Genomic DNA, 20,451 nt, shown 5'->3' with positions numbered 1-20,451 from the left:
TGCCGCACCTTGCCGGCGACCTCGATCGGTGGCGAGACCTGGCAGGCGCCGGTCATTCTCACCGAGGACGGCGAGCGCGCCTACCTCGTGCGCTACGCCGGCCGCGACTACCTGCCGCAGCCGAGCGTCGTGCAGGCGCGGTGCGAAGCGGTTGCGCAGTCGGCTCGCGCCGGCATCCGCGATGGCATTGACATGGCGCCGGCCTGCCATTGGTCGGCGGTGCTCCTGGCTGCGGCGAACTACGTCAGCGAGGGGACGATCGCGGCGCTTGGGCTGCTCGACGATCAACTCGTGGCGCAGGTGCTTGGCGCCGGCACCGGCATGCCCCTGACGCATCAGGTGGCGCCATGATGCGGACCATCGCGAGCACGACGGCCGGACCGATCCGCACGGTGATCCAAGCCAAGACGATGAGCCTGCTGAGCTTCCTGCCGGCCGAGCGCAATCTGATCCTGCGCACGGTCATGCAGGCGGCCGGGGACTTCTGGATCCGTACCTTCCTGCCCAAGCGGTTCACGCCCTACGCTCGGCGCCTGGGCTATAGCGTTGGCCGCAAGTGGCAGACCAGCAAGGAGCGCCAGACGGCCGGGCCGGTCCTGCCGTTCGTCGGCCTCACCCCGGCCGGCGGCGGTCCACCCGCGCCAGGCTGGTCGCAGCGCAACGGGGAGAAAATGATTGTCGCCGCGATGCGCGGGGCGACCGCCAAGGGCATGTCCAAGGGGCTGAACAAGCAGTCGGTCATCATCCGCATCCCGTTCGGGCACGCCGTTCGCGCCGAGACGTCGGCCACGTTCCGGTTCATCCCGTCGTGGGAAATGGCACGCTTGGCCGAGATCATCAGTAAGACGCTGGCCGACATCATCGGCTCCGCGCGCTTGCGCCCGAGCGCGAGGCCAGGCCGCGTCGCCGCGCAGTTCAGCCGCACAATCATCGGGGCGTCATCCCGTAACATCGGCGCTCCGAGTCAGCGCAAGGTCGCCTGATGGCTGAATCACAAGCCAAGATCGTCATCGACGCCGACGCGGCGCGCGTGATCGCGGAAGCCGTGCGGGCGCAGAGGGCCGTCAAGGGCATTGGCGTCGAGGCCAAGGGCGTCGGCAAGGCCATGGAGAAGTGGGGCGGTGGACTGGTCAAGTCCCTGTTCGGCGTCGGCGCCCTGGTCGCCATGATCCGCCAGGCCGCAGAGGCGCTCAAGAAAGTGAACGCCGAAGCCGCCGCCGCGAGCAAGACCAGCGGCGGCGGGGCGCTCGCCCGCTCCATGGCCGCGGGCAAACTCGGAGTCGACGCCAACGCTGTGGAGTCGTATGCCGCCGGCGGCTACCGCTCGCGCGATGAGCAGACCAGCCTCTTGACCGCGCTGGGCGAGGGCGGACCGCTCGACCAGCGAAGTGTGGCCCGCGCAACTGCGGCGTTTGGTACCGGCATGTTCGACCAGGGCGAGGTCGTCAAGGCTGCGCGCGACGGCAGCGTCGACAGCCTATTCGCAGAGGGGCAACGGCGCCGCGCGGCCATGTCGCCCGAGGCGCTGGCCGAGCTGGAGCTTCGCAGCTTTGAGAATCGCACCGCTGACGGATCGCTTGCGGCACGGCAGGCCGATGGCGCCAGACAACGCGGGATCGCTGCCGTCAAAGACAATTTCCGCGCACGAAATGCCGGCGCTGGCGCTGCTCTTGATGCGTTTGGGAATCTCCCGTTCGCTGACGCCCGCGAGTCGGGCATCATAGAGAGCCGCAATCGCGACACGCTCGAAACGATCGCGCGCAACACCGCGCCGCGTCCGGCCGTCGCTCCTGCGGTCGGCAAGGACTGATCCATGGCTTCCACGCTCCGCTTCTCATCCGGCCCGACCTTCACCTTTTTGGCGGTGCTGTCGTCCGAAGGCATCCCGCTCAACAGCGCCCGGCTGATCGAGGAAGTCCTCGAAGCGGCCGGCGTCAACGGCCGACGCTGGCGCACCGTGCATCACCAGTACCCGACGCTGACGGTGCAGACGTTGGCCGAGGCCGCGAGTTTCTCCGCTGCCGAGACCCTGGCGCGGGCGTACCTCGCCGCCCGCCTCGCGCACCAGATCGCCACGCTGTCCATCGATGCCGGTGGCGCGACCTTCACCCTGCCGCGCATGCACGTGGGCGACCTGCTGCCTATCCCCGGCGCCGGTCAAGTCACCGGGCCGAGCGCCGGTGCGGCGAGCATGGCGCACGTGCGCTGCGCGTGGTCGCTGGAACTGACGGGGGCTTGAGTGGCGATCACGCTGCCGATCGAGAATCAGACCTGGCCGCTGATGCGGGCGGTCGTCAAGCAACGCTGGGCGACCGGCTCGGGCGCGACCCCGTGGACCAGCGGCGGCGGCTGGGAAGTCCTGCCCTACGAGGGGCAAGCGCCGAGCGGCAGCGGATACCGCGTGCTCGACTTCGACCGGGCGTGCCTGCCGATGATCGGCACGGCGCGCTTCCTGTTCCACTTCGGTCGCATAGACGGGAAGATCTACGGCCCCGACTCGACCACCACGGAAGCCGCCACGTCGGGCAGCGGGGCCGCAGCCGGCAACGTCGCGACGGCGGTGCGCGACCTGACCGGCTACGAGGTCCGCATCCAGGGGGCGCGCGTCACGACAGACGGCAGCGACCCCGAGTGGCGCACCGTCTGGTGGGGCGAGGTCCAGACGCAGGACGATACCGGATGGCCGGCAGCAGACGTGCCGGCCGGGGATCGAGTCTATCACTGCACCGACGGCCTCGCGCGCATCACGCGATGGGCGCTCGACCGCCACGGCTTCCGCTCCACGTCGGGGTCGTCAGCCGTCGAATACGGCAACGTCCGCGGCCATCCCGGCTACAACGTTGGCCGCGCACGGGACAGCCGTGCCGCTGCAAACCGCTGGTCGGGTGGCGATGTCTGGTCGCCGGACGCGGCTGGGTCCGTCATCCCTCCCGTCGCCGCCTACTTCCACGGCTACCCCGGATCGGCTGACTGCACGACGTGGACCGACCAACAGGCGATCGAGAACGCGCTTGCCGCGTGCCGCCGACCGGGGGAACCGCTGTTCGGCATCATCGGCTCCGCGGGCGATTGGAACGGTAGCGCGCAAGAGGTCGAACAACTCAAGGGCGCGTCCGCGTGGGAGGTCCGCGACGGCGATAATTGCATGGACCTGCTGACGCGGATCCTGCGCCGCGAGCGCGGCAAAGGCCTGGCGTTCCTCGACTGGAACGACGACAGCGGCAACCCAACCGGGCCGCTGACGGTGTTCGTGCGCGTGTGGGCGCAGAATAGCGCGGCCATCACCTACCAGGATCCGACCGCGTCCCAGGTGACGATTGCCGGCGTGTCCGGTGGCTCGCGCATCGAACTTGTCGACCTCATCGGGGACCATCGCTGCGTCGACGAGGCGTTCCACCTGGGCGACAAGGACCAGTTCGGCCTCGACGCATTGGAGACGGTGGGCGAGCCGATCGAGGTACTTGTCACGCTGTCCTACCGCGACGGCATGGCCGGCAGCGCCGGCAGCGAGGAAGGCCGCTCGATGCGACGCCGCTGGTCGGCAGCGGACCAGACCGCTTTCCGCGCGATAACCGACGCAAACAAGCGGATAGCCGAACGCTGGTCGACGGTCTATCAACTGCACGGCCTGCCCTACGGCTGGGACTGCATGGCCGGCAATGGCGACAATGGCGAGTTGCTGCGCTGCGACTACCGCTGCGGCGAAGATCCGGCGGGCACCGTCGGCGGCGTCAACAACGGCAAGATCATTGCACCGAGCGGAACGGACCTGCCGTTTACCAGTCCGGTCCTGCTGCGCGTGCTCGACGATCTGCCGTTGTACGAGGGCTACGACTATCGTGCGGCGTCCAACATTCGCTGGGACGCCGGCGCCGAGCGCGGCGATCCGCAGCGGCGTCCGGTGCTCGGCCTCATTCGCATCACCGCGAACAAGTTTCTCAAGTGGGAGCAGGAAACGAGGGCCAACCTTAACGCACGCATCGACGGACAGGACGTGCTGATCTACAACCAGGCGGGGAGCGGCAACGGGCTTCGCGTATTCTCGGACCCAACGCTCAGCCACCTGGGCGCCATTCCGACGATCGGGTATTACACCGCGCTCGCGCTCACCGTCGCCATCCAACTGCCGCACCGCGTGCGCTTCCGCACGGGAATGCCGGACGCCGACCCCAACTGCAAACGTAAGGCCACGATCGAGCGGCCGGATCACCACCTGTGGCTCGCGCATCCAGGCGCTATCTGGGATGTCGACGACGCGACCGGAAGCAACGTGCTCGGCCACACGCCGCGGCGCGCGGCGGTCGCCGGGTCTCCATCGTCGCCGGGCATCCTGCGCGACGACCGATCTGCGCTCGCGCGTCAGCATTATCTGACGTGGTCGTGGTACGGCACGCCGAGGCGGACGGCGACCTGGGCGATCCGCGACTGCGGGCTGCTCGGAAGCTTCCTCGCCTTCGACGGCACGACGATTCCGGCCGATGGCGGCTCGCCTTCTCCCATGCCATACGCCACGCTCGGCCAGACCGTCGAACTGATGCGCGCAAACGGCGAGGTCCACGTGCTGAATACGCCCGTTACGCGCATCGCCTACGATCACGGGCGCGGCGTCACGACATGGTCCACCGACTGGAACGAATTGGACCGCGCATGACCGTCAGCCAACGCGAGTTTGAATCGCTGGTGCGCGAGGTACAGAAGTTGCGTCAGGAATTGGCGAAGCGGCCGGTGCGGCATCCGGCGGGGGGCGCGGTGGTCAACCTGCGCACCGTGTCCGTCACCAGCGGGCAGACACTCACGTCCGGCCAGACCGGCGTCAAATACTCGTCGTCAGCAATCGCGTCAGTCCCGTCGGCGTACGATCCCGCCGTGACCAGCACGTTCATCGACGGCATCGGCCGCGGCGTGCTCTACGTCAACGGCGTGGTGCAGACCGGCTACGTGCTCATCTTGAACGATAGCACCACCGCCATTCAACGCGCGCTTGTCGCCAGCGACGTGATCGCGGTGCAGGATCCGGTGAGCATCGCGGTGGCGGGCGATCCCGACGGCGCGACCGTGTCCGCGTACCCGGTCCTGTTCCTCTGACCCATGGGCAACGTCACTCCGCAACAAGTCGGCGCCGCAAACGTCGTAACAACCGCATTCACGCTCGGCGGCGGAAGCTGGGCGCGACGCTGGGGCCGGCAACAGCCGATGAAAGGAACGAGCACAACGCGCATCCTCGCGGAAGTGCGCGAAAACTTGCACGCCCAGGACATTAACGGATTAGCCTATGGGCCTGAAACGCTTTGGGTCCGCTGCCTTGCGGCAAGTAGTACTGGCTCGCTCAATCAGGATGAGCTGGACCAAGACAATTGGATGGGCGTTCCGGCGACGCTGCCTGCGGGCTACACCGCGCGCAACACGCGCAACATCGGCCCGGCCTGCCAATGGGGCGGCGGTGCCGATGGATGGCTAACGGCCAACCCGAACCCCCCGGGCTATTCGTCGCCATTCTTTCCAAGCGCCGGCTCCCCGGCCAATTTCGTGCGGTCGGCGGGCGGCATCCACTACCCGCTGGCTAATGACGGCGTGAACCCGTGGGGGCCATGGAATCGGAATAATCTGCACGTGCGATACAACACGTCGCTATCAGAGCCGCCGCCAAACGCCGACATTGACCGTCCAGTGCAAATATCGTGGGGCGCGGGTTCCACGACATTCGCGGCGGGCGCGACTTCAAGAACAGCGCCAGAAAGCCTCGGGAACTTGCTAGTGCCCGGGTACCGCAGCGTGGGCATGTACCTCCGCGTGAATGACAATTGGTACACGCCAAACCCGGCCGCCACGTATCCGCAATTTCAGTCGATGACTGCGACGCTAACCCTTGGCTCCGCAAGCCGCGTCGTCACTTTCACCCGTGGCGAACTAACCAGCTTCGGCGGCGCCCCGGCGACCTACGTCGTAAATAAGGGAAACGTGGGGGATCTCATCCCTAGTCTTGGCGATACGCCCATATTGTCGCTAAGCTGCGCATTTACTTTCAGTTCGGCACCTATCGCTCTCCACCTAAGCGGACTTGGCGGGCTGTATCTATACCTCGTCCCGCGCGTCGATATTCCACTGCCATTTACCGCGACCGGCCCCGGCAACCTCGTCGCGCCAGGCGGCATTATTACGGGATCAATCCCCGGCTTCTAACGATCACCGACCGCGCGCAACCGCCGCGGCCTCGACGCGCTTCCGTGCCGCAAGCGCATCAAGCTCGCCGGCCTTCGCCATCCGCTGATCCGCCAGCAGCAGCGACTCGACCGTGGCGCGGTTGTTGCCCGACGTGCGCGGCAAGATGATCAACTCGCGCGACGGCACGTTCGGGTCGCACGGCACGCCTTCCAGCGCCGCGCGCTTGCAGAATGCGCGCCAGTGATTCCGGGCGGTGGCGATCTGGTGCGCGCTGTCCTTGCGTGCGCTGGCCGCATCGCGCGTCGCCTTCTCCGACTCCGCGATCAGCTTGTCCGACGCGCGATCCAGGAGCGCCAGCGAGTAGGCCGCGTCGGCGGCTTTCTTCTCCTCCGGGGTCATCGGCTTGGGCGCCTCGGCCACCGGCGCGGCGCCGATCACCGGCGGCGCCACGGCGGCGCCATTGGCCGGCAGCGGCGCGAGCGGCTTCTTCGTTCCGACCGGCACCCGCTCGACGATCTGGTCATTGGCGATCAGGAGCGACTGCGTCTTGCCGGCGATCGTCGTGTAGAGCCGCTGGTCAGCGTCGTCGTACTCGCCGGTGATCGTCCGGCCGTCGTCGAGGGTGAAGGTCTCCTGCGCGGCTGACAGCGAGCCGACGACCAGGGCGAGGATGAAGAAGCGCATGGGGGAGAGGTACACCAGCCGGCACCGCCCCGCTACCGCCACCATCGGACTACTCGCTACGTCTGGGCAGGTGCGGAGGGGGTTTGACAACGGCACGTAGTTGGGCGTAGGGTGGGGGTTCTTGCCGCCAGCGTTCGGCTGAAATGGTTACGACTTTGCCAGTTGCCCCACTGTTGCCCCCGCGGTCGCTGCTCGGTACGCCGGATAAGTATAGTCCCCCGCAATCGATACGACACGCCGCCGCGGCTGCCTGTTCGCCCAGTGCGAATGACCTGCCATGCCAGCAACCCCCGGAAGTAATCTGCAAGTACCGGCCATATCTAGGCCGGTCCACGTGGAACACCGGCAGTATCCGGCAACATACGGGGGGTCAGTGCCCCTTGTGCCCCACTATTGCCCACCAGCTTCCGCGCGCGATCTGCCTGCGTGACGAAGTAGCGGACGACAATCTCTGCCGACCGCTGGCCGGTGAACAGGCAGACGTCGGCGGGGCTGAGCGACTGCGGCCACGGCCAGGCGCCGGTGAGCATGCGCGAGATCGCCAGGCGCTTGAGGGCGTAGATGTTGCCGACGTTCCCTGGCCGCTTGGGGGCGATGTTCCGGCGGTACCAGACCGTGAGGGTGGCGGCTGCCCCGCGGGCGCTGATGCGCCAGGGCTTGCCGCGTGGCGTCAGGAACAGGGGGGCATCGCCTGGGCGGTCGGCGGCGAGACCGCGCAGCATGGCGACGTGCTCCGGAAACATCGGGTGCTCCCACGGCTGGCCGTTGTGCTTCACCGCCGTGCGGATCGTCCCGGTCTTGTGGTTGAAGTCGCGCACCCGCAGGCGGCATGCCGTCACCGGGCGCCAGCCGTAGGCCATCAGGCAGGAAAACAGCGGCATCTGCTTCCATCGCCGCGCGCGGGCCAGGACGTAGCGCGCCTGCCGATCAGTCAGCAGGTCGCGCTCGGCGCGGCGGCTGGGCGCTGGGCGCAGGGCGGCGTAGACGAGCGGATCAAACGGCACGCCGTGCTGGTCGCGCGCCCAACGCAGCATGCCCCGCAGGATCGACACGGTCTTGGGATTGGCCCGACGCAGCGAGGTCGCGGCTGCGGGCGTGATGTCGCCGGGCATCAGCCATCCCTTGCCGGCGCATGTTCGAACAACCTGCGCGACGGCCGTGGTCAGGTACTCCGCGGCGCCTGGTCGCCGCATGCGGCTGGCGTCGCCCTCATTGGCGATGCGCCACAAGTCCGCGATCTGCGCGACGGTCAGTTGCTCGACCGGCCGGGCGCTGTGTCGCCGCTGGCGGCGCTTCGGCGCGGTGCGCTGCTCGAACTCGACCGCAGCCGCGGACGCCGCTGCTTTCGATCCGTAGGCGCGCGTGCTGTGCTTGCCCTCGGCGTCACGCCAGCGAACGACCCATCCCTGCGGACGCTTCTCGACCCATGCCATGCGGCGGCAGGGTGGCGCGCTTGGCTTCGCTTCAACCGTAGGCGCTGTGGAAAACTTGTCGAAAATCCCCGTAAGCGCGGGGGAAACTCGCGCTCGTGTCCACTGGGAACTAGAGTAGAAATGAACCCGATATGACCGCACCCCGACAGGGTGCCCGGCACACTAAAAAGCCGGCTGACGGGGGGACCAGATCCCTACCCCCACGCGAATCCAGCCGGCGTTACTGGCGGGCCGTCACTCTGGCTTTTGCCGCTCTGGCCGATGAGGCGCGAGACCTCGCTGCCGAGCTTCGCGAACTGCTGAACGAAGCTCCGCAAGCTCCTGACGCATCCGCAGGTACTCGGCTTCCACGGTCTCGGGTCCGTGGGAAAGCTCGGCCAAGGAGAGAAAATGCGCACGCTCGGTCCCGGTGAGACCGAGGGCGTTGGCCCACCCCTCGACCCGGTCCAGGGGGGCGGGCTTGGTTCCCGCCAGGACTTTGGACAGGTAGGCGGCGCCGCTGTCCTCGTCTCGGCCGCGCTCCGCTGCGCGGATGAACGCGCGACCGCTGGGGAACCCCGCGTCGATCAACGACTTAAGCACGACTGAGAACTGCCGAGGCACGCCGAAGATTATTCCGTCATTGGGACTATTGAAAGTCCCCCTTGCTTGAATCCCAATGGGACTCATACTCCCCATCGTCAGCGCGCAGCCCGCGCTTCTTTTTTCAACCAAGGTGAGTCCCATTAGGATTCAAACGCCATGAAACCCACACTCTCCATCACGATCGACGACGAGCTGAACGCAGCCGTTCGCGCCGAAGTGGCCCGCCAGCGCCGGCCGCTGTCGTGGGTCGTCTGCGAGGCGCTGCGCGCAGGGCTTGGGAAGCATGCGCCAGATAGTGCAGATGCGCCAAGCCGCGCAACCTCCGCGCGCCGTGGTCGCACGCCGTGACCACCGGCACCCTCCTGACCACGCGCGACGTCGCTGCGCTGCTGGGCAAGTCCGACCGCACCGTCCGCTACATGGTCGCGCGCGGCGACTTCCCTGCCGGCTCGGTGTTCCACGTCGGCCGGTCGAGGCATCAGCGGCATGCGCGCTTCCTGACGGCGAAGCTGGTCGCCGCGGGGTGGCTGCTCCCTGATGCCGCCGCGTCGCAGGGCGCGGCCCCGTGATCGACCCCCGCCGCGACACGGTCTACGTCGCCCGCAGCCACGATGGCGGCACCGTCATCTTCGACCGCTGCGGCAAGAAGTTGGCCGAGTACCCGCCGCTGACCGACGAGCCGGACGCACGTCCGGGCGACGAGTTCGCTGTCTTCTACGGCGTCGTGATGGCGCTGTCGCTGTCGCTCGTCGGCTTCGCGATGGTCTACCTCGCCTACCACGTCGGCGCCGCGCTCTACCGCTGACCAACAAAAAGCCCGAGCCGGCAGCAACCGACTCGGGCCACTTCACACGGAGACACCTATGCCCGACCATACCGACACCGACGACTTGCGCCAGCAGTCCGGCGCTTGCATCGCAGACGCCGTCAGCCGCCAGGTCGGTCTTTACGCCACGCTCTCGGATAGAGCCGCGCTGCTCTGCGCGGAGACCGCGCTGCACCACGCGCTGACCTCGCTGCACGAGGCCGAGCGTGCGCTGGAAGCGATCAGCGAACGCGCCGACTGCCCCGACCTGCCCACCGCCGGCTTCGGCGCAGCGGTGTCGCTGCTGTCCAAGCTCCATGGCGCGGTGCGGAGAGCGCAGTGATTCCCCGCCCCGCCCCCCACCAGCCGGCGACGGACAAGCGCGTGTACGGCGTCGTCGATCCGCACGCCGACACAGTGAAGATGACCAGCCAGCAGGCCGACGCGCTGGAAGCCGCGCACATGCTGGAGCGCGCCGAGGACTTGAGGCGGCGGCTCGCCGCTGCCAGCAAGTTCGACGACGCTTTCCTTGTCGGGTGGCTGATGGGCGAGGTCCGTCGTGGATAACGCCACTATCGACGCCATCGCGCGCCGCACCGCCGATCTGCTGTTCGACATGGGTGCGCGCGACATGGCCGCAGCGCATGCGCTGGCGCGCGAGTTCGCGGCGTCGGCAAACGTGCATCGATCGCTTGCCGCGTTCATGCGCTCAGGCGAGGCGCCCGTGCAGCCGGCGGATGAAGCGCAGCAGGTGATGGAATGGAGCAGCGTATGAACCAACTCGCACACTCGCCCCTCGGGGCGTCCAACGCCAAGCGGTGGATGGCCTGCCCCGGATCGGTCGCGGCCTGCGCGTCGCTGCCGCCGTCGCAGTCCAGCCCCGACAGCCTGCTCGGCACCGCGGCACACGCGCTGGCCGAGTGGTGCCTGGTCAACGAGAAGTCCGCCGCGTCGCAGATCGGCAACACGTTCGAGGACCACACCGTTGACGAGGCGATGGCCGAGGCGGTGCAGGTCTACCTCGACACGGTTCGCGATTGGCAGGCGCAGATGCCCGGCGCGCTCCTCTCAGTGGAGGTCCGCGTCGATCTGTCGTGGCTCCATCCCGATATGTTCGGGACCGCCGACGCCATGATCGTGCAGCCGTGGGGCGAGGCGGTCGTGATCGATTACAAGAACGGCATGAACGCCGTCGAGGTCGACGGGCCGCAGATGCCGTATTACGGATTGGGCGCCTACAACGCACACGACTGCACGCATGTAACCTGCGTTATCGTGCAGCCGAACGCGCCGCACCGCGATGGGCCGGTGCGGTCGATCACGTACGCGCGCGAGCAGATGCAGGCATGGGCCGAGCGGTTCCGCGCTGCGGCCGACGAGACGGCCAAGCCGGATGCTCCGCTCGTCGCCGGTCCACACTGCCGCTACTGCGCCGCAGCGGCGACCTGTCCGGCGCTGCATCGGCATGCGGTGACGATCGCGCAAGCGGACTTCGCCCCGGTCATCCATCCGCCTGCGCCGCATGCGCTGACGCCGCAGCAGGTGGCGATGGTGCTCGACCACGCCAGCACCATCGAGTCGTGGCTGGACGCCGTGCGCGCGCATGCGCTGTCGCTCGCGTGCAGCGGCGTGACGGTGCCGCGCCACAAGCTGGTCGCCGGTAAACGCGGCGCGCGTCGCTGGGTCGATGACGCCGACGCCGCTGCCGCGCTCTCGGCGCAGGGTGTCGACCCCTACGAGCGATCCGTGCTCTCGCCCGCCGCGATCGAGAAGCGCGACGGCAAGACCGGCAAGGCCGCGGTCGCCAAGGTCGCGCAACTCATCACGCAGTCAGCGGGCAACCCGCAACTCGTGCGCGAGAGCGACGCGCGCCCGGCCATCGCCGCATCCGCTGTTTCCGACTTCTCGGTCACCACCTGACCAACCACCCACACGGCTGCGCGCCTGCTCGGCGTCGCGGCACCAACGCTCAAAGGAGCACTACATGAGCACCGAAGCCCCGACCAAGTCTGCCAAGCTGATCACCCCCGAAGCGCGCCTGTCGTTCCCGTCGCTGTTTGTCCCGCGCGCGCCGATGGAGGGATCAGCCGGCGAGCCAAAATACTCGTGCGTGCTGATCTTCCCGAAGGACGCCGACCTGTCGGCGCTCAAGGCCGCAGCGTCGGCAGCGGTGAAGGAGAAGTGGGGCGACAAGAAGCCCGCCAACCTCCGCTCGCCGTTCCGCGATGGCAACGAGAAGGAGTTGGACGGCTATAAGGACTGCGTCTTCATCAACATCTCGTCGAAGCAGAAGCCCGGCGTGGTCGATGAGAACGTGCAGCCGATCATCGATGCGTCAGCGATCTATGCCGGCTGCTACGTCCGCGCCTCGGTGCGCGCCTATGCGTACGACACCAACGGCAATCGCGGCGTCGCGTTCGGGCTGAACAACATTCAAAAGACGCGCGACGGCGATGCGTTCGGCGGCGGGCCAAGCCGCGCCGAAGACGACTTCGCAGCGGTCGCCGGTGCCAAGGCCGCGCCCGCCAGGCCGAACGCGACTGGCGACTTCGAGGAGCCGTTTTGATCCCGACTGGTTCGTGATCATCGACTGAAAAAGCCGAGGGGTGGCGACGCGCTGCCCCTCGCACCAAAGGACAATTCATGCCCGACGCCGTTGTCATCGACCGGAAGTACGACCCGTCCGGGCTGTACGCCTTCCTTGCTCTCGTCACCGAGGCCAGGGCGCGCGGCTACGGCGCGCGGTCGTTCGAGATCGCGCGCGGGGTGTACGAGCGGCGCACCGGCGAGCCGTGCCCGTTTCAGAAATCGGAGTCCGCATGACCACTACCGAGGCGCGCGCGCCGGGTTCCTATGATCGTGTCGAGACACTGGCGTTCCTGGCCGCATTGGTCGAGGACACCGCCGCGCCTTTGTCGTGGCGCGCGTTCAGCGACACCGTCCGCGGCGCACCGGCGTACACGTGGTACGGCTCTTTCGATGCGGTGGTCAACGACTTGGTAGCCAAGCAGCGGCTTGGCTACGGGGTCTTTGTCGTCGTCAACGAGACGCGGCCGAACGGACACGACGACGCCAGCGTGGTTGCGCCGCGCGCGGCGTTCGTCGACGGCGACAACATCCCGCTCCCGGAGACGTGGGCGCTGCCGCCGACGCTCATCGTCTGCCGCGATGATACGCATTGGCACGCCTACTGGACGACTGAGGAGGGGGAGGACATCGCCAGGTTCCGCGCGGTGCAGAAGCGGCTCCTCTCCTACTACGGCACCGACGTGCAGGTCGTCAACGAGTCGCGCGTCATGCGCGTGGCTGGGTTCCAGCACTTCAAGAACCCCGTCAATCCGCAGATGTACCGCGTGCTCAAGCACGCACCGGCTGCGGTCTACACCTTTGACCAACTCCTGGCGGCGCACCCCGAAGGCGCCGGCGAAGCCGCGAAGCCCCAGAAGGCGCCGACGATCGCGGCGGAGGCAACGGCGACATCGCTCATCATCGGTGAAGGGCGGCGCAACAACGGCCTCGCCAGTCTAGCTGGGCATCTCCGCAACCTCGGCCTGTCCGACGAGGCGATGGATGGCGCGCTGCAAATCGTCAACCGGGAACGCTGCCAGCCGCCGCTCGGCGCTGCTGAGGTCCGCGTGCTCGCCCGCTCGCTCGCGCGCTACGACTTCGACCCGGTTGTAGCGGCTGTCGCTGCCGGCGCCGAGCCGCCCGCACCGCCGCCTGTGGCGATGCTCGCGGCGCGCTACCGCCAGGACCGCCTGGCGAACCGGATGAACCCGCCGCCGGAGATCGTCGCCGGCTGCCTGCCGGTCGGTGGCATCGCCGCTTTCATCGCCCTGCCGGGTGTGGGCAAGACGCTCGTATCACTGGAGCTGGCGCGCTGCGTCGCAGCAGGGGAGCCGTTCGCCGGCCGAGAGACGCGCCGCGGCAAGGTCATCTACCTGTGTCCAGACGCGCCTGCGTCGACCGAGCGGCGCATGCTCGCGATCCCGGACGATGTGCAGGACAATATCGTGTCCGTCGTCGACGTGCCGAAGCGGCTGCCGGGCGACATCGAGGCTCTGCGCCTGCTTGTCGAGCATGAGAACGGCAAGGCGGCCGATAACCCGGTCCTGCTGATCGTGGTCGACACATGGGACTCGGCGCGCGCCCACGGTGGCGGCGGCTACGCCGAGCAGGACGGCGCAGCCGAGATGGTGATGTCCGGGCTGCGCGTACTGGCCGAGCGATACCGCCTGGCCGTCTGTATCGTCCATCACTCCACCAAGGCCGATACCGGGTCCGCCCGCGGCACGCTCGTCTTCGAGGCACGCCTGGAGTGGAAGGCCTCGGTCGAGGCGGCCGGGTCGGGTGTTTTGCTGACCACGACCAAGAGCCGCGACGGTGAGCGCGGGCACGTCGGCTCCTGGCGCATCGACACGGTGACCGTTGGCGACAAGCCGGTGCCGGTCCTGATCCCCCAGAGCGAAAAGCAGGCGCGGGAGATGGTGAGCGAGAGCCGTGACTTGGACGTCCTGTGCGCCATCGCTGCCATGCATCTGCGGGGCGAGGCGCCGACCGTGCGCAGCGTAGCCGACGCATGCGGTCTCGGCCGCGGCAGCCCGACTACGCGGCCCATCGCCCGCCTGCGTTCCGCTGGATGGCTGTCCCCGGAGGGGCTTGCCCTGACCGCCGCGGGGCTGGTGACCGCAGCCAACAACAACGCGACTTATGACTTTGCACCCGCCTCCGAAAAACAGGGGGGGGGTGCAAGAGCGGGTGCAAGCGATGCACCCGGGTGCGCGGGGGTGGGTGCAAAAGCTGTAAACCCTTGTCGTGACAACTTGCACCCGGGTGCAGACCCCGATATGACCGCCTCCTCTGCACCCGCCACCCCCTTCTATAAGAAGGGTGGTGCGGGTGCGGATCACGTAAGCGCAAAGCACAACCGCATGGCCTCGAAGCCATCGACCGAGGAGGATCTATTCGCTGATCCGGCCCCGAAGCCCAAGCGCCGGGGCACGCTGTGAGCGTTGCCGCGCTCCTCCTGGACGCCGAAGCCGCCGGCGTCGTCCTGACCATCGGGCCGACCGGGCTGGACTACGAAGCACCCGAGACGCCCGAGGCCGATCGACTCCTGGCCGAGATCGCTGCCCACAAGGCCGAGGTCATCGCTGCCATCACGGCGCCCCCCTGGCCGCCCGACGATCTGGCCGATCGGCTGATCGCGCTGGGCATGACGCCCGACCAGGCGCACGACGCGAGTGAGCGCGTCGCCATCGAGACCGAGGGGCTGATCCCCCACGGCTGCAACCCCGTCCGCGTGCGCCTCGACGTGCCTGATGTGCAGACCGTCGCGCCTGACCTCAGCGGACCACCGCACACATGGCCGGCTGAGTTGTCCAAGTTGCATGCCAATGCCAGCGCCGCGCGACTCGCTGCCCTGGGCATCATCTCGGCCGGCATCAGCACCGACAAGCAGCGGCGCGAGGCCGAAGCCCGGCGCGGCGGCACCTACCACCACGACGACGAGCAACGGACCCGCGAGGACATGACCGCCGCCGCCGTTCGCGTTGGTCGGGACGTCGCGGACATGATGCGAAAGGCAAACTCGTGAACCTGCTTTGTATCGACCCGGGACCGACCGAATCAGCGTGGCTGCGCTACGCCGATGGCGTCCCTGTCGCCTGGGCCAAGACCGAGAACGACGCGGTCGCGGCCCTGCTGCGGCTCTCCAAGCCATGCCGCGTCGCCATCGAAATGGTTGCCTGCTACGGCATGCCTGTCGGCCGGGAAGTGTTCGAGACCTGCGTGACCATCGGGCGCTTCGCCCAGATCGCGGAGGACCGCGGATGCACCGTTGAGATGGTCTATCGGCAGGAGGTAAAGCTTCATCTCTGCCGATCGAACAAGGCCAACGACGCGACCATCCGCCAAGCCCTGCTCGACCGCTTCGGACCCGGCCGCGATCTCGCCATCGGAACAAAGAAGGCGCCGGGGCCGCTCTACGGCGTCAGCGGCGATGTGTGGTCGGCTTTGGCGGTGGCCTGCACCGTCGCGGATCGCTCCGCAGCCTCGGAGATCGAAGCATGACCCTCTCCGAACGCCGTTGCCTGATGCGCGAGTACCTCGCCGTGGGCATGTCGGAGAAGGCCGCCTACCGCCTGCTGTCGGCCTACCCGGTGGACGAGCGCGACCCCGACAAGGGCCCGGCGCGGGTGGCGCGGGGCGATGGGTTCGCCTACGGGGACGTGGTCAGGCCGGGGGCGGGGGTGGGGGCATGAGCCGCGATCCGTTCCCCTACGTGGCCTTTGGGTTGGCAGCCCTGTTCGGCGGCCTGGCGGTGTTCGCCAGCAACATGCCGGACGTGCCGACCGCGCCACCATCGCCATCACCGCCGCCCCGCTTCACCAGCGAGTACATCGGCCGTGTGGCAACGCTTATCACCGACAGGCAGACCGGGCGCCAGTACCTAGCCAGCAGCGACGGCGGCATCATCGAAGTCGACCCGACCAAGCGCGGTGTCGAATGACCACCCGCATCCGCCGCTGGCACCTCGACCGCTACGTCGCCATCGCGCCCCCGCCGCGCCCGGCTCCCGACTTCACCGCGCTCTACGCCCTTCCTGTGCCCGTACGCGAGGCATCGGTCCGCTACCAGCGGTTGGTGCGGCAAGCCGTCGTTCGTCGATCTGAGGGCATCCTAGGGGCGCTGCTGATCGAGGTAGCCTGCCTGGTGCATCCCAGCGACCGGGACGTGAGCGGCTGGCAACCGGCGCTGCTGGGGCTGGACGCCTGGGAGCGGGTGGGGCAGGGCTGGGGGGACGACGTCCGGGCGTTCGTGGCGGGGCAGGGGGAACGATGACATGCGGACGCTCCACCTGTTCGCCGGTGCTGGCGGAGGGCTGCTTGCAGACCTCATTCTTGGACACACCCCCGTCTGCGCCGTCGAGTGGGACGCCTACTGCTGCGCCGTGCTCCGAGAGCGCGCAGCCGATGACTGGTTCCCCGGCCTGCACGTGCACGAGGGAGACGTCCGGCTGTTCGATCCATCCCCGTGGGCGGGACGAGTGGATTGCCTGCATGCGGGCTTCCCTTGCCAGCCTTTTAGCGTCGCCGGAAGCCGTAAGGGCACGCTCGACTCTCGCGAATTGTTCGGGGACGTCCTTCGCTGTGTGGCGGCAATCAGACCCAAACATGTCTTTCTCGAAAACTCGCCTGGAGTCCTCACCTCACGATCCCCTAGCTGCGTATGCGGCTGGCCTCATCGACGGGGAGGGCTGCGTTCGCCTTCAGCGGCAGACAACCAAGCGGACGTTCACGGTCGTCGTGCAGGTGTCGATGTCGGACAAGGCGAAAGCCCTACTGACGAGCATGCGCGAAACCTTCGGTGGTCACCTCTACGCGCAGGACTTCAAGCGGCCGGAGTGGGCCACGCAAACGACATGGCGTATCAATGGGGCCTCTGCCGCCGTCTTTCTCCGTCGGATTCGCCCATTCTTGATTCTCAAGAGAGAACAGGCGGAGATCGCCTTGGCGCTCGACGACCTGCGCCGGGCGGAGGGGTGGACGGAGACGACGCGAGCGACGGCGGCGGAGATGAAGGCGAGGATTCAGGCGTTGAACAAGAAGGGGCCTGTCCCGAGTGCGGGCGACTGGTATCTGCCCGACGCGGATCTGTTTGGTATTACTCCGCGATTCTTGAGTCGTTGGCCGCGCTTGGGTACGATGCTCGGTGGCTGGTGCTGGGAGCTGACGACGTCGGCGCCCCGCACCGTCGCGAACGCTGGTGGTGCCGTGCATGGCGAAACGAGACGGGTGGGCAGCCGCATCGCGGTCCTACCGACGCCGACTGCGCACGAGTTTGCAGCGAGCGAGGAGAGCCTGCTGGGGCGGCTGGAGAAGCACGGCCGAGTGACGGTGTCGCTGGCGTCTTGGGTGAAGTTCCCGACGCCGCGGGCGAGCGACGGGGAGAAGGGCGGGCCGAACCAAATGCAGGGCGGCCAACCGACGCTGGCGGCGGCGCCTGGTGGGAGTCTGAACCCGACGTGGGTCGCGTGGCTCATGGGGTGGCCGCTCGCGCACGCCAGATTGCGGCACTGGGCAACGGCCAAGTCCCGCTCTGTGCCGCCGCAGCCTGGCGCCTGCTCGGCGGACCCATGACCTCCCCACAGTCGACCGGAGTCGCCCCGTGAGCCGGTTATGCGCCGAACGCGCGGTCGGTTTCCTCGCCCTGCGACGTGCCGTGTGCCTTGGCACGGCGCGCGGCTTCGGCCTTGGTCGCTGGCCGTACGCGGACGGTCAGGGTGACGCGGCGCTCGCCAGGCGGCAGGGGCGGACGGCCGATCTTGGGCTTGCGCATGCTGGCAGGGTATGCGGCGGGCTTAATGGCACAACGAAAAGGTTCTTGCGCAACGGAAACGCGGTGTATGCTCTGAGCATCACCCGCAAGGACACCGGCCATGACGACCACCACCGACCCCCGCCTCGCTGCACTAGACTGGCGCATCGCGCAGCGCCGGCTGGCGCGGGCGGATACCGCCAGGAATCGCGCGTCTGCGCTGCGGTGTACTCTGCGGCTGGCGCTGGTCGCGACCGGCGAGATAGCCGATCCCGTCGAGCGCGACCGCGCGCTGCGCGATATGGTCGGCGCCATCGCGGACGGACACACTCTTTCCGGACTCTATAGCGGAGTGACTACGCGCCGGTCTTTCTCCCTCGGCGGCGATCACCGCACGCCGCGCCGCGTCGATCGGATCATGGATCGCGTCACGGCCGCGCTGATCGCTGCGCGCTGACCCACCCCCACGCAAGGAACACCAGACATGAGCAATGACAGCGTCATGACCGCCCCGACCCTCCGCGAAGTCATCGCCAAGCTGGAGGCCATCCGCGCAGCCCACGCGCCCAAGCACCCGCAGGTCCAAGACCGCTGCGACCTGGCTATCCGTAGGCTGTCGAATGCGGCGACCAAGCGGCGCATGACGGTCGACGAGCACCGCGCGGCGGCTGCGGAAGCGCGGTTCGGAAACTACTACTTCGAGCCGACCACCCCCGACCTGGACGCGGCGCTCACCATCGAAGCCATCGCGCTGGCGATCTACAATGCGACGCCGGTCGCCAAGGCCACCGGAGCCACGCCATGAAGTGGCACCTATCCCGCACCATCGGCGGCTACTGGGAGCCGGCCGAACAGATGCCGGTCGGCAAGCCGTTCACATCGCGCGAGGCTGCGGAGGAAGCGTGCGAGGAGCGGAACTACGGGACGTTCGCCGCCTACTCCGTCATCCGCGACCCGGACGAAGCTGAGGACGAGGCCGCAGACGCAGCGGAGCGAATCGAGTGCCGCCGCTGCGGCGAAGTCGAGCCGTGCTCGGACATGTTCCTCTGCGCGACGTGCCAGGGTCGGATGGATCGGGAGGATGCATGACCGACCAACCATCAAGCAATCCTGGAGAGTTCGACCCCGCAGCCGTGGAGGCCGTGGCGAAGGCGATCGAGCACATGCTCGACAACTTTCCCGGCGCGAATGACGAGTACATCCGCGACGTAGCATCCGCAGCCATCGCCGCCCTGTCCGCCATCGGCTGGGTGGAGGGGCAACGGCATGCGATTGTCTGCGACGCGTGCGAAACCCTGACAGCGACGTACGTCGCCATCACCCGCGAACGCGACGCGCTTCGTGCGGCGTTGGAACTGATCGCTGCGCCAGTGCGCGCGGACGGAACCTACAACAGATGCCGTGAAGCGTGCGAGGTCGTAGCCCGGGACGCCATCGCCGCCGCCAAGGACACGCCATGACGATCACGCGGTACACGTTCGATGACGAGGGCGACCCCTGGGACCGGGGTGAATACGTGTCGTACTCCGACCACACCGCCGCCATGGCCGACGCCTATCGGGCTGGCGCGGAGGCGATGCGCGACGCATGCGGACACGCTGCCGACGCGGTTGGCGCTGGCTACCATGACCGCCAGTACCACTACGGACAAAATGACGCATACCGCGCGGTCCTCGGCTGCGAGATCCCACCACTGCCCACCACCACGCCATGACCGCCAAGCCCACCGCCAAGAAGCCCAAGCCGCTCGACAAGATGGCGTGGATGGTGCTCTACACGAGCGGCAGCGAGACGGCTGACGACCGGACATTCATAAGCGAGGCAGCGGCGCGGGCGAAGGCCGCACTTTGGAGTAGTTATCGGGGGAGGTTCCGCTTCGTCCGAGTTCGGATTCAGGAGGTACGCCGTGCAGCCAAGTAACCCCACCGACGACGCCGACCGCGAGACGCTGCTGCGTGTGCTGCTCGATCTGTCCGAACGAGACTCGTCGTGGAATGACGCGGCCGACGCGATCCTCGCAGCGGGCTTCCGCCCAGCCCCCAGCGCCCCGACGCCGCCCGAGGCGGGAGGCTACAGTGAACTCGTCGCCCAGCGGCGAGTGGCAGAGGAGGCTTTCAGGGAGCGCGACGTCTGGAAAGCCCGCGTGCTGCGCGAGCAGAAAATCACCGAGGACATGCGCAAGGAGCGCGACGCCGCCCTGGCGGATGCGGCTGCTCTGCGAGAAGTCGTGCGCCGCGAAGCCGATGGCGCCCGGCGGGTCGTCGCTGGCGCGTGCTCGTCGATGGAGTTCCCGATCGACTGGTGGCAGAGGAAGCTGGACCGACTGAACGCCGCCCTCGCCGCGCCTGCTGCGAAGGAGGGGGAGAGATGAGCAAGCATTGTTGGCATACGCCAAACCCCAGCTTCGTGCGCGGCGACGGCGCATCGCAGGTCGTCTGCTGCCACTGCGGCGCGTACGAGTTT

34 protein-coding genes are annotated in these 20,451 nt (G+C 68.0%); 30 read left to right on the top strand and 4 right to left on the bottom strand.

The window, feature by feature from the left end; all coding sequences use genetic code 11:
- From H0W38_RS02790 to H0W38_RS02760, 7 genes are all read left to right on the top strand, one after another.
- The coding region (locus H0W38_RS02790) for a hypothetical protein (RefSeq protein WP_292451013.1) at positions 1 to 351 on the top strand (351 nt) is incomplete at its 5' end.
- Positions 348 to 983, top strand: coding sequence for a hypothetical protein (locus H0W38_RS02785; protein ID WP_292451011.1), 636 nt, complete (start codon positions 348 to 350; stop codon positions 981 to 983). The genes H0W38_RS02790 and H0W38_RS02785, both read left to right, overlap by 4 nt.
- Positions 983 to 1,810, top strand: a complete 828-nt coding sequence (locus H0W38_RS02780; RefSeq protein ID WP_292451010.1) for a hypothetical protein — start codon at positions 983 to 985, stop codon at positions 1,808 to 1,810. The genes H0W38_RS02785 and H0W38_RS02780 overlap by 1 nt, the downstream gene beginning before the upstream one ends.
- A 3-nt stretch (positions 1,811 to 1,813) precedes the next feature.
- Positions 1,814 to 2,239, top strand: a complete 426-nt coding sequence (locus H0W38_RS02775) for a hypothetical protein (RefSeq protein WP_292451008.1) — start codon at positions 1,814 to 1,816, stop codon at positions 2,237 to 2,239.
- Positions 2,240 to 4,651 carry a hypothetical protein gene (locus H0W38_RS02770; RefSeq protein WP_292451007.1) on the top strand — a complete coding sequence of 804 codons (2,412 nt, stop codon included), beginning with the start codon at positions 2,240 to 2,242 and terminating at the stop codon, positions 4,649 to 4,651. It begins immediately after the preceding gene.
- On the top strand, positions 4,648 to 5,085 hold the full coding sequence (locus tag H0W38_RS02765) for a hypothetical protein (protein WP_292451005.1): 438 nt from the start codon (positions 4,648 to 4,650) through the stop codon (positions 5,083 to 5,085). Before H0W38_RS02770 ends, H0W38_RS02765 begins: the two co-directional genes overlap by 4 nt.
- 3 nt (positions 5,086 to 5,088) lie before the next feature.
- Positions 5,089 to 6,180: a hypothetical protein gene (locus H0W38_RS02760; protein WP_292451004.1), complete on the top strand. Its 1,092-nt coding sequence runs from the start codon at positions 5,089 to 5,091 to the stop codon at positions 6,178 to 6,180.
- Positions 6,181 to 6,183: 3 nt separating this feature from the next.
- On the opposite strand, the gene H0W38_RS02755 is transcribed toward H0W38_RS02760, so the two are convergent.
- The 3 genes from H0W38_RS02755 to H0W38_RS02745 all read right to left on the bottom strand — a co-directional run bounded on the left by H0W38_RS02755 (position 6,184) and on the right by H0W38_RS02745 (position 9,005).
- Entirely contained in the window at positions 6,184 to 6,846 is a 663-nt protein-coding gene (locus H0W38_RS02755) for a hypothetical protein (protein ID WP_292451002.1), read from the bottom strand.
- Positions 6,847 to 7,166: 320 nt separating this feature from the next.
- Positions 7,167 to 8,075 (bottom strand): site-specific integrase, encoded by a 909-nt coding sequence (locus H0W38_RS02750; protein WP_292451000.1) that lies wholly within the window; start codon positions 8,073 to 8,075, stop codon positions 7,167 to 7,169.
- 438 nt (positions 8,076 to 8,513) lie between these two features.
- Complete coding sequence (locus H0W38_RS02745) at positions 8,514 to 9,005, bottom strand: hypothetical protein (protein ID WP_292450998.1); 492 nt, start codon at positions 9,003 to 9,005, stop codon at positions 8,514 to 8,516.
- Between the two features lie 15 nt (positions 9,006 to 9,020).
- Here H0W38_RS02745 and H0W38_RS02740 point away from each other — a divergent pair, with 15 nt between their 5' ends.
- The 16 genes from H0W38_RS02740 to H0W38_RS02660 all read left to right on the top strand — a co-directional run bounded on the left by H0W38_RS02740 (position 9,021) and on the right by H0W38_RS02660 (position 17,842).
- Positions 9,021 to 9,212, top strand: a complete 192-nt coding sequence (locus tag H0W38_RS02740) for a ribbon-helix-helix protein, CopG family (RefSeq protein WP_292450996.1) — start codon at positions 9,021 to 9,023, stop codon at positions 9,210 to 9,212.
- Positions 9,209 to 9,433, top strand: a complete 225-nt coding sequence (locus H0W38_RS02735) for a helix-turn-helix domain-containing protein (RefSeq protein WP_292450994.1) — start codon at positions 9,209 to 9,211, stop codon at positions 9,431 to 9,433. The genes H0W38_RS02740 and H0W38_RS02735 overlap by 4 nt, the downstream gene beginning before the upstream one ends.
- Positions 9,430 to 9,669: a hypothetical protein gene (locus H0W38_RS02730; protein WP_292450992.1), complete on the top strand. Its 240-nt coding sequence runs from the start codon at positions 9,430 to 9,432 to the stop codon at positions 9,667 to 9,669. The genes H0W38_RS02735 and H0W38_RS02730 overlap by 4 nt, the downstream gene beginning before the upstream one ends.
- A 58-nt stretch (positions 9,670 to 9,727) precedes the next feature.
- Complete coding sequence (locus H0W38_RS02725) at positions 9,728 to 10,012, top strand: hypothetical protein (protein WP_292450990.1); 285 nt, start codon at positions 9,728 to 9,730, stop codon at positions 10,010 to 10,012.
- On the top strand, positions 10,009 to 10,236 hold the full coding sequence (locus tag H0W38_RS02720; RefSeq protein ID WP_292450989.1) for a hypothetical protein: 228 nt from the start codon (positions 10,009 to 10,011) through the stop codon (positions 10,234 to 10,236). The genes H0W38_RS02725 and H0W38_RS02720 overlap by 4 nt, the downstream gene beginning before the upstream one ends.
- Positions 10,229 to 10,444: a hypothetical protein gene (locus H0W38_RS02715; RefSeq protein WP_292450988.1), complete on the top strand. Its 216-nt coding sequence runs from the start codon at positions 10,229 to 10,231 to the stop codon at positions 10,442 to 10,444. The genes H0W38_RS02720 and H0W38_RS02715 overlap by 8 nt, the downstream gene beginning before the upstream one ends.
- Positions 10,441 to 11,589 carry a DUF2800 domain-containing protein gene (locus H0W38_RS02710; protein WP_292450987.1) on the top strand — a complete coding sequence of 383 codons (1,149 nt, stop codon included), beginning with the start codon at positions 10,441 to 10,443 and terminating at the stop codon, positions 11,587 to 11,589. Before H0W38_RS02715 ends, H0W38_RS02710 begins: the two co-directional genes overlap by 4 nt.
- Positions 11,590 to 11,653: 64 nt before the next feature.
- Positions 11,654 to 12,235 carry a DUF2815 family protein gene (locus H0W38_RS02705; protein ID WP_292450985.1) on the top strand — a complete coding sequence of 194 codons (582 nt, stop codon included), beginning with the start codon at positions 11,654 to 11,656 and terminating at the stop codon, positions 12,233 to 12,235.
- A gap of 77 nt (positions 12,236 to 12,312) precedes the next feature.
- Entirely contained in the window at positions 12,313 to 12,492 is a 180-nt protein-coding gene (locus H0W38_RS02700; protein ID WP_292450984.1) for a hypothetical protein, read from the top strand.
- Positions 12,489 to 14,678, top strand: a complete 2,190-nt coding sequence (locus tag H0W38_RS02695; RefSeq protein WP_292450983.1) for an AAA family ATPase — start codon at positions 12,489 to 12,491, stop codon at positions 14,676 to 14,678. The genes H0W38_RS02700 and H0W38_RS02695 overlap by 4 nt, the downstream gene beginning before the upstream one ends.
- Positions 14,675 to 15,265: a hypothetical protein gene (locus tag H0W38_RS02690; protein WP_292450982.1), complete on the top strand. Its 591-nt coding sequence runs from the start codon at positions 14,675 to 14,677 to the stop codon at positions 15,263 to 15,265. Before H0W38_RS02695 ends, H0W38_RS02690 begins: the two co-directional genes overlap by 4 nt.
- Complete coding sequence (locus H0W38_RS02685) at positions 15,262 to 15,741, top strand: hypothetical protein (RefSeq protein ID WP_292450980.1); 480 nt, start codon at positions 15,262 to 15,264, stop codon at positions 15,739 to 15,741. Before H0W38_RS02690 ends, H0W38_RS02685 begins: the two co-directional genes overlap by 4 nt.
- Positions 15,738 to 15,932: a hypothetical protein gene (locus H0W38_RS02680; protein ID WP_292450979.1), complete on the top strand. Its 195-nt coding sequence runs from the start codon at positions 15,738 to 15,740 to the stop codon at positions 15,930 to 15,932. Before H0W38_RS02685 ends, H0W38_RS02680 begins: the two co-directional genes overlap by 4 nt.
- Positions 15,929 to 16,180 (top strand): hypothetical protein, encoded by a 252-nt coding sequence (locus H0W38_RS02675; RefSeq protein ID WP_292450978.1) that lies wholly within the window; start codon positions 15,929 to 15,931, stop codon positions 16,178 to 16,180. Before H0W38_RS02680 ends, H0W38_RS02675 begins: the two co-directional genes overlap by 4 nt.
- Positions 16,177 to 16,512: a hypothetical protein gene (locus H0W38_RS02670; RefSeq protein ID WP_292450977.1), complete on the top strand. Its 336-nt coding sequence runs from the start codon at positions 16,177 to 16,179 to the stop codon at positions 16,510 to 16,512. Before H0W38_RS02675 ends, H0W38_RS02670 begins: the two co-directional genes overlap by 4 nt.
- Position 16,513: 1 nt before the next feature.
- Positions 16,514 to 17,842: a DNA cytosine methyltransferase gene (locus H0W38_RS02660; protein WP_367161569.1), complete on the top strand. Its 1,329-nt coding sequence runs from the start codon at positions 16,514 to 16,516 to the stop codon at positions 17,840 to 17,842.
- Positions 17,843 to 17,847: 5 nt separating this feature from the next.
- Here H0W38_RS02660 and H0W38_RS02655 read toward each other — a convergent pair whose 3' ends face one another.
- Entirely contained in the window at positions 17,848 to 18,009 is a 162-nt protein-coding gene (locus H0W38_RS02655) for a hypothetical protein (RefSeq protein ID WP_292450976.1), read from the bottom strand.
- A gap of 100 nt (positions 18,010 to 18,109) precedes the next feature.
- Between H0W38_RS02655 and H0W38_RS02650 the strand changes: the two genes are divergently transcribed.
- The 7 genes from H0W38_RS02650 to H0W38_RS02620 are packed head-to-tail and all read left to right on the top strand — an operon-like array spanning position 18,110 to position 20,359.
- Positions 18,110 to 18,445, top strand: a complete 336-nt coding sequence (locus H0W38_RS02650; RefSeq protein WP_292450975.1) for a hypothetical protein — start codon at positions 18,110 to 18,112, stop codon at positions 18,443 to 18,445.
- Positions 18,446 to 18,472: 27 nt separating this feature from the next.
- Positions 18,473 to 18,793: a hypothetical protein gene (locus H0W38_RS02645; protein WP_292450974.1), complete on the top strand. Its 321-nt coding sequence runs from the start codon at positions 18,473 to 18,475 to the stop codon at positions 18,791 to 18,793.
- Positions 18,790 to 19,077: a hypothetical protein gene (locus H0W38_RS02640; RefSeq protein ID WP_292450973.1), complete on the top strand. Its 288-nt coding sequence runs from the start codon at positions 18,790 to 18,792 to the stop codon at positions 19,075 to 19,077. The genes H0W38_RS02645 and H0W38_RS02640 overlap by 4 nt, the downstream gene beginning before the upstream one ends.
- Positions 19,074 to 19,448: a hypothetical protein gene (locus H0W38_RS02635; RefSeq protein WP_292450972.1), complete on the top strand. Its 375-nt coding sequence runs from the start codon at positions 19,074 to 19,076 to the stop codon at positions 19,446 to 19,448. The genes H0W38_RS02640 and H0W38_RS02635 overlap by 4 nt, the downstream gene beginning before the upstream one ends.
- Complete coding sequence (locus H0W38_RS02630; RefSeq protein WP_292450971.1) at positions 19,445 to 19,702, top strand: hypothetical protein; 258 nt, start codon at positions 19,445 to 19,447, stop codon at positions 19,700 to 19,702. The genes H0W38_RS02635 and H0W38_RS02630 overlap by 4 nt, the downstream gene beginning before the upstream one ends.
- Positions 19,699 to 19,908 carry a hypothetical protein gene (locus H0W38_RS02625; protein ID WP_292450970.1) on the top strand — a complete coding sequence of 70 codons (210 nt, stop codon included), beginning with the start codon at positions 19,699 to 19,701 and terminating at the stop codon, positions 19,906 to 19,908. The genes H0W38_RS02630 and H0W38_RS02625 overlap by 4 nt, the downstream gene beginning before the upstream one ends.
- Positions 19,895 to 20,359, top strand: coding sequence for a hypothetical protein (locus tag H0W38_RS02620; RefSeq protein ID WP_292450969.1), 465 nt, complete (start codon positions 19,895 to 19,897; stop codon positions 20,357 to 20,359). Before H0W38_RS02625 ends, H0W38_RS02620 begins: the two co-directional genes overlap by 14 nt.
- Positions 20,360 to 20,451: the final 92 nt, after the last annotated feature.

Source organism: Methylibium sp. (assembly GCF_013817365.1).
Taxonomy (GTDB): Bacteria; Pseudomonadota; Gammaproteobacteria; order Burkholderiales; family Burkholderiaceae_C; genus Methylibium.
The sequence above is the reverse complement of the archived record's forward strand: the minus strand, read 5'-3'. Positions and strand labels throughout refer to the sequence as shown.

Bases quoted from the DNA above. Each gene is read 5' to 3' on its own strand.
- H0W38_RS02710 (WP_292450987.1), top strand. From the start codon at position 10,441: ATGAACCAACTCGCACACTCGCCCCTCGGGGCGTCCAACGCCAAGCGG.
- H0W38_RS02775 (WP_292451008.1), top strand. From the start codon at position 1,814: ATGGCTTCCACGCTCCGCTTCTCATCCGGCCCGACCTTCACCTTTTTG.
- H0W38_RS02745 (WP_292450998.1), bottom strand. From the start codon at position 9,005: ATGGGACTCACCTTGGTTGAAAAAAGAAGCGCGGGCTGCGCGCTGACG.
- H0W38_RS02695 (WP_292450983.1), top strand. From the start codon at position 12,489: ATGACCACTACCGAGGCGCGCGCGCCGGGTTCCTATGATCGTGTCGAG.
- H0W38_RS02630 (WP_292450971.1), top strand. From the start codon at position 19,445: ATGACGATCACGCGGTACACGTTCGATGACGAGGGCGACCCCTGGGAC.
- H0W38_RS02760 (WP_292451004.1), top strand. From the start codon at position 5,089: ATGGGCAACGTCACTCCGCAACAAGTCGGCGCCGCAAACGTCGTAACA.
- H0W38_RS02740 (WP_292450996.1), top strand. From the start codon at position 9,021: ATGAAACCCACACTCTCCATCACGATCGACGACGAGCTGAACGCAGCC.
- H0W38_RS02645 (WP_292450974.1), top strand. From the start codon at position 18,473: ATGAGCAATGACAGCGTCATGACCGCCCCGACCCTCCGCGAAGTCATC.
- H0W38_RS02675 (WP_292450978.1), top strand. From the start codon at position 15,929: ATGAGCCGCGATCCGTTCCCCTACGTGGCCTTTGGGTTGGCAGCCCTG.
- H0W38_RS02680 (WP_292450979.1), top strand. From the start codon at position 15,738: ATGACCCTCTCCGAACGCCGTTGCCTGATGCGCGAGTACCTCGCCGTG.
- H0W38_RS02755 (WP_292451002.1), bottom strand. From the start codon at position 6,846: ATGCGCTTCTTCATCCTCGCCCTGGTCGTCGGCTCGCTGTCAGCCGCG.
- H0W38_RS02625 (WP_292450970.1), top strand. From the start codon at position 19,699: ATGACCGCCAAGCCCACCGCCAAGAAGCCCAAGCCGCTCGACAAGATG.
- H0W38_RS02765 (WP_292451005.1), top strand. From the start codon at position 4,648: ATGACCGTCAGCCAACGCGAGTTTGAATCGCTGGTGCGCGAGGTACAG.
- H0W38_RS02655 (WP_292450976.1), bottom strand. From the start codon at position 18,009: ATGCGCAAGCCCAAGATCGGCCGTCCGCCCCTGCCGCCTGGCGAGCGC.
- H0W38_RS02785 (WP_292451011.1), top strand. From the start codon at position 348: ATGATGCGGACCATCGCGAGCACGACGGCCGGACCGATCCGCACGGTG.
- H0W38_RS02725 (WP_292450990.1), top strand. From the start codon at position 9,728: ATGCCCGACCATACCGACACCGACGACTTGCGCCAGCAGTCCGGCGCT.
- H0W38_RS02650 (WP_292450975.1), top strand. From the start codon at position 18,110: ATGACGACCACCACCGACCCCCGCCTCGCTGCACTAGACTGGCGCATC.
- H0W38_RS02660 (WP_367161569.1), top strand. From the start codon at position 16,514: ATGCGGACGCTCCACCTGTTCGCCGGTGCTGGCGGAGGGCTGCTTGCA.
- H0W38_RS02640 (WP_292450973.1), top strand. From the start codon at position 18,790: ATGAAGTGGCACCTATCCCGCACCATCGGCGGCTACTGGGAGCCGGCC.
- H0W38_RS02705 (WP_292450985.1), top strand. From the start codon at position 11,654: ATGAGCACCGAAGCCCCGACCAAGTCTGCCAAGCTGATCACCCCCGAA.
- H0W38_RS02635 (WP_292450972.1), top strand. From the start codon at position 19,074: ATGACCGACCAACCATCAAGCAATCCTGGAGAGTTCGACCCCGCAGCC.
- H0W38_RS02700 (WP_292450984.1), top strand. From the start codon at position 12,313: ATGCCCGACGCCGTTGTCATCGACCGGAAGTACGACCCGTCCGGGCTG.
- H0W38_RS02670 (WP_292450977.1), top strand. From the start codon at position 16,177: ATGACCACCCGCATCCGCCGCTGGCACCTCGACCGCTACGTCGCCATC.
- H0W38_RS02780 (WP_292451010.1), top strand. From the start codon at position 983: ATGGCTGAATCACAAGCCAAGATCGTCATCGACGCCGACGCGGCGCGC.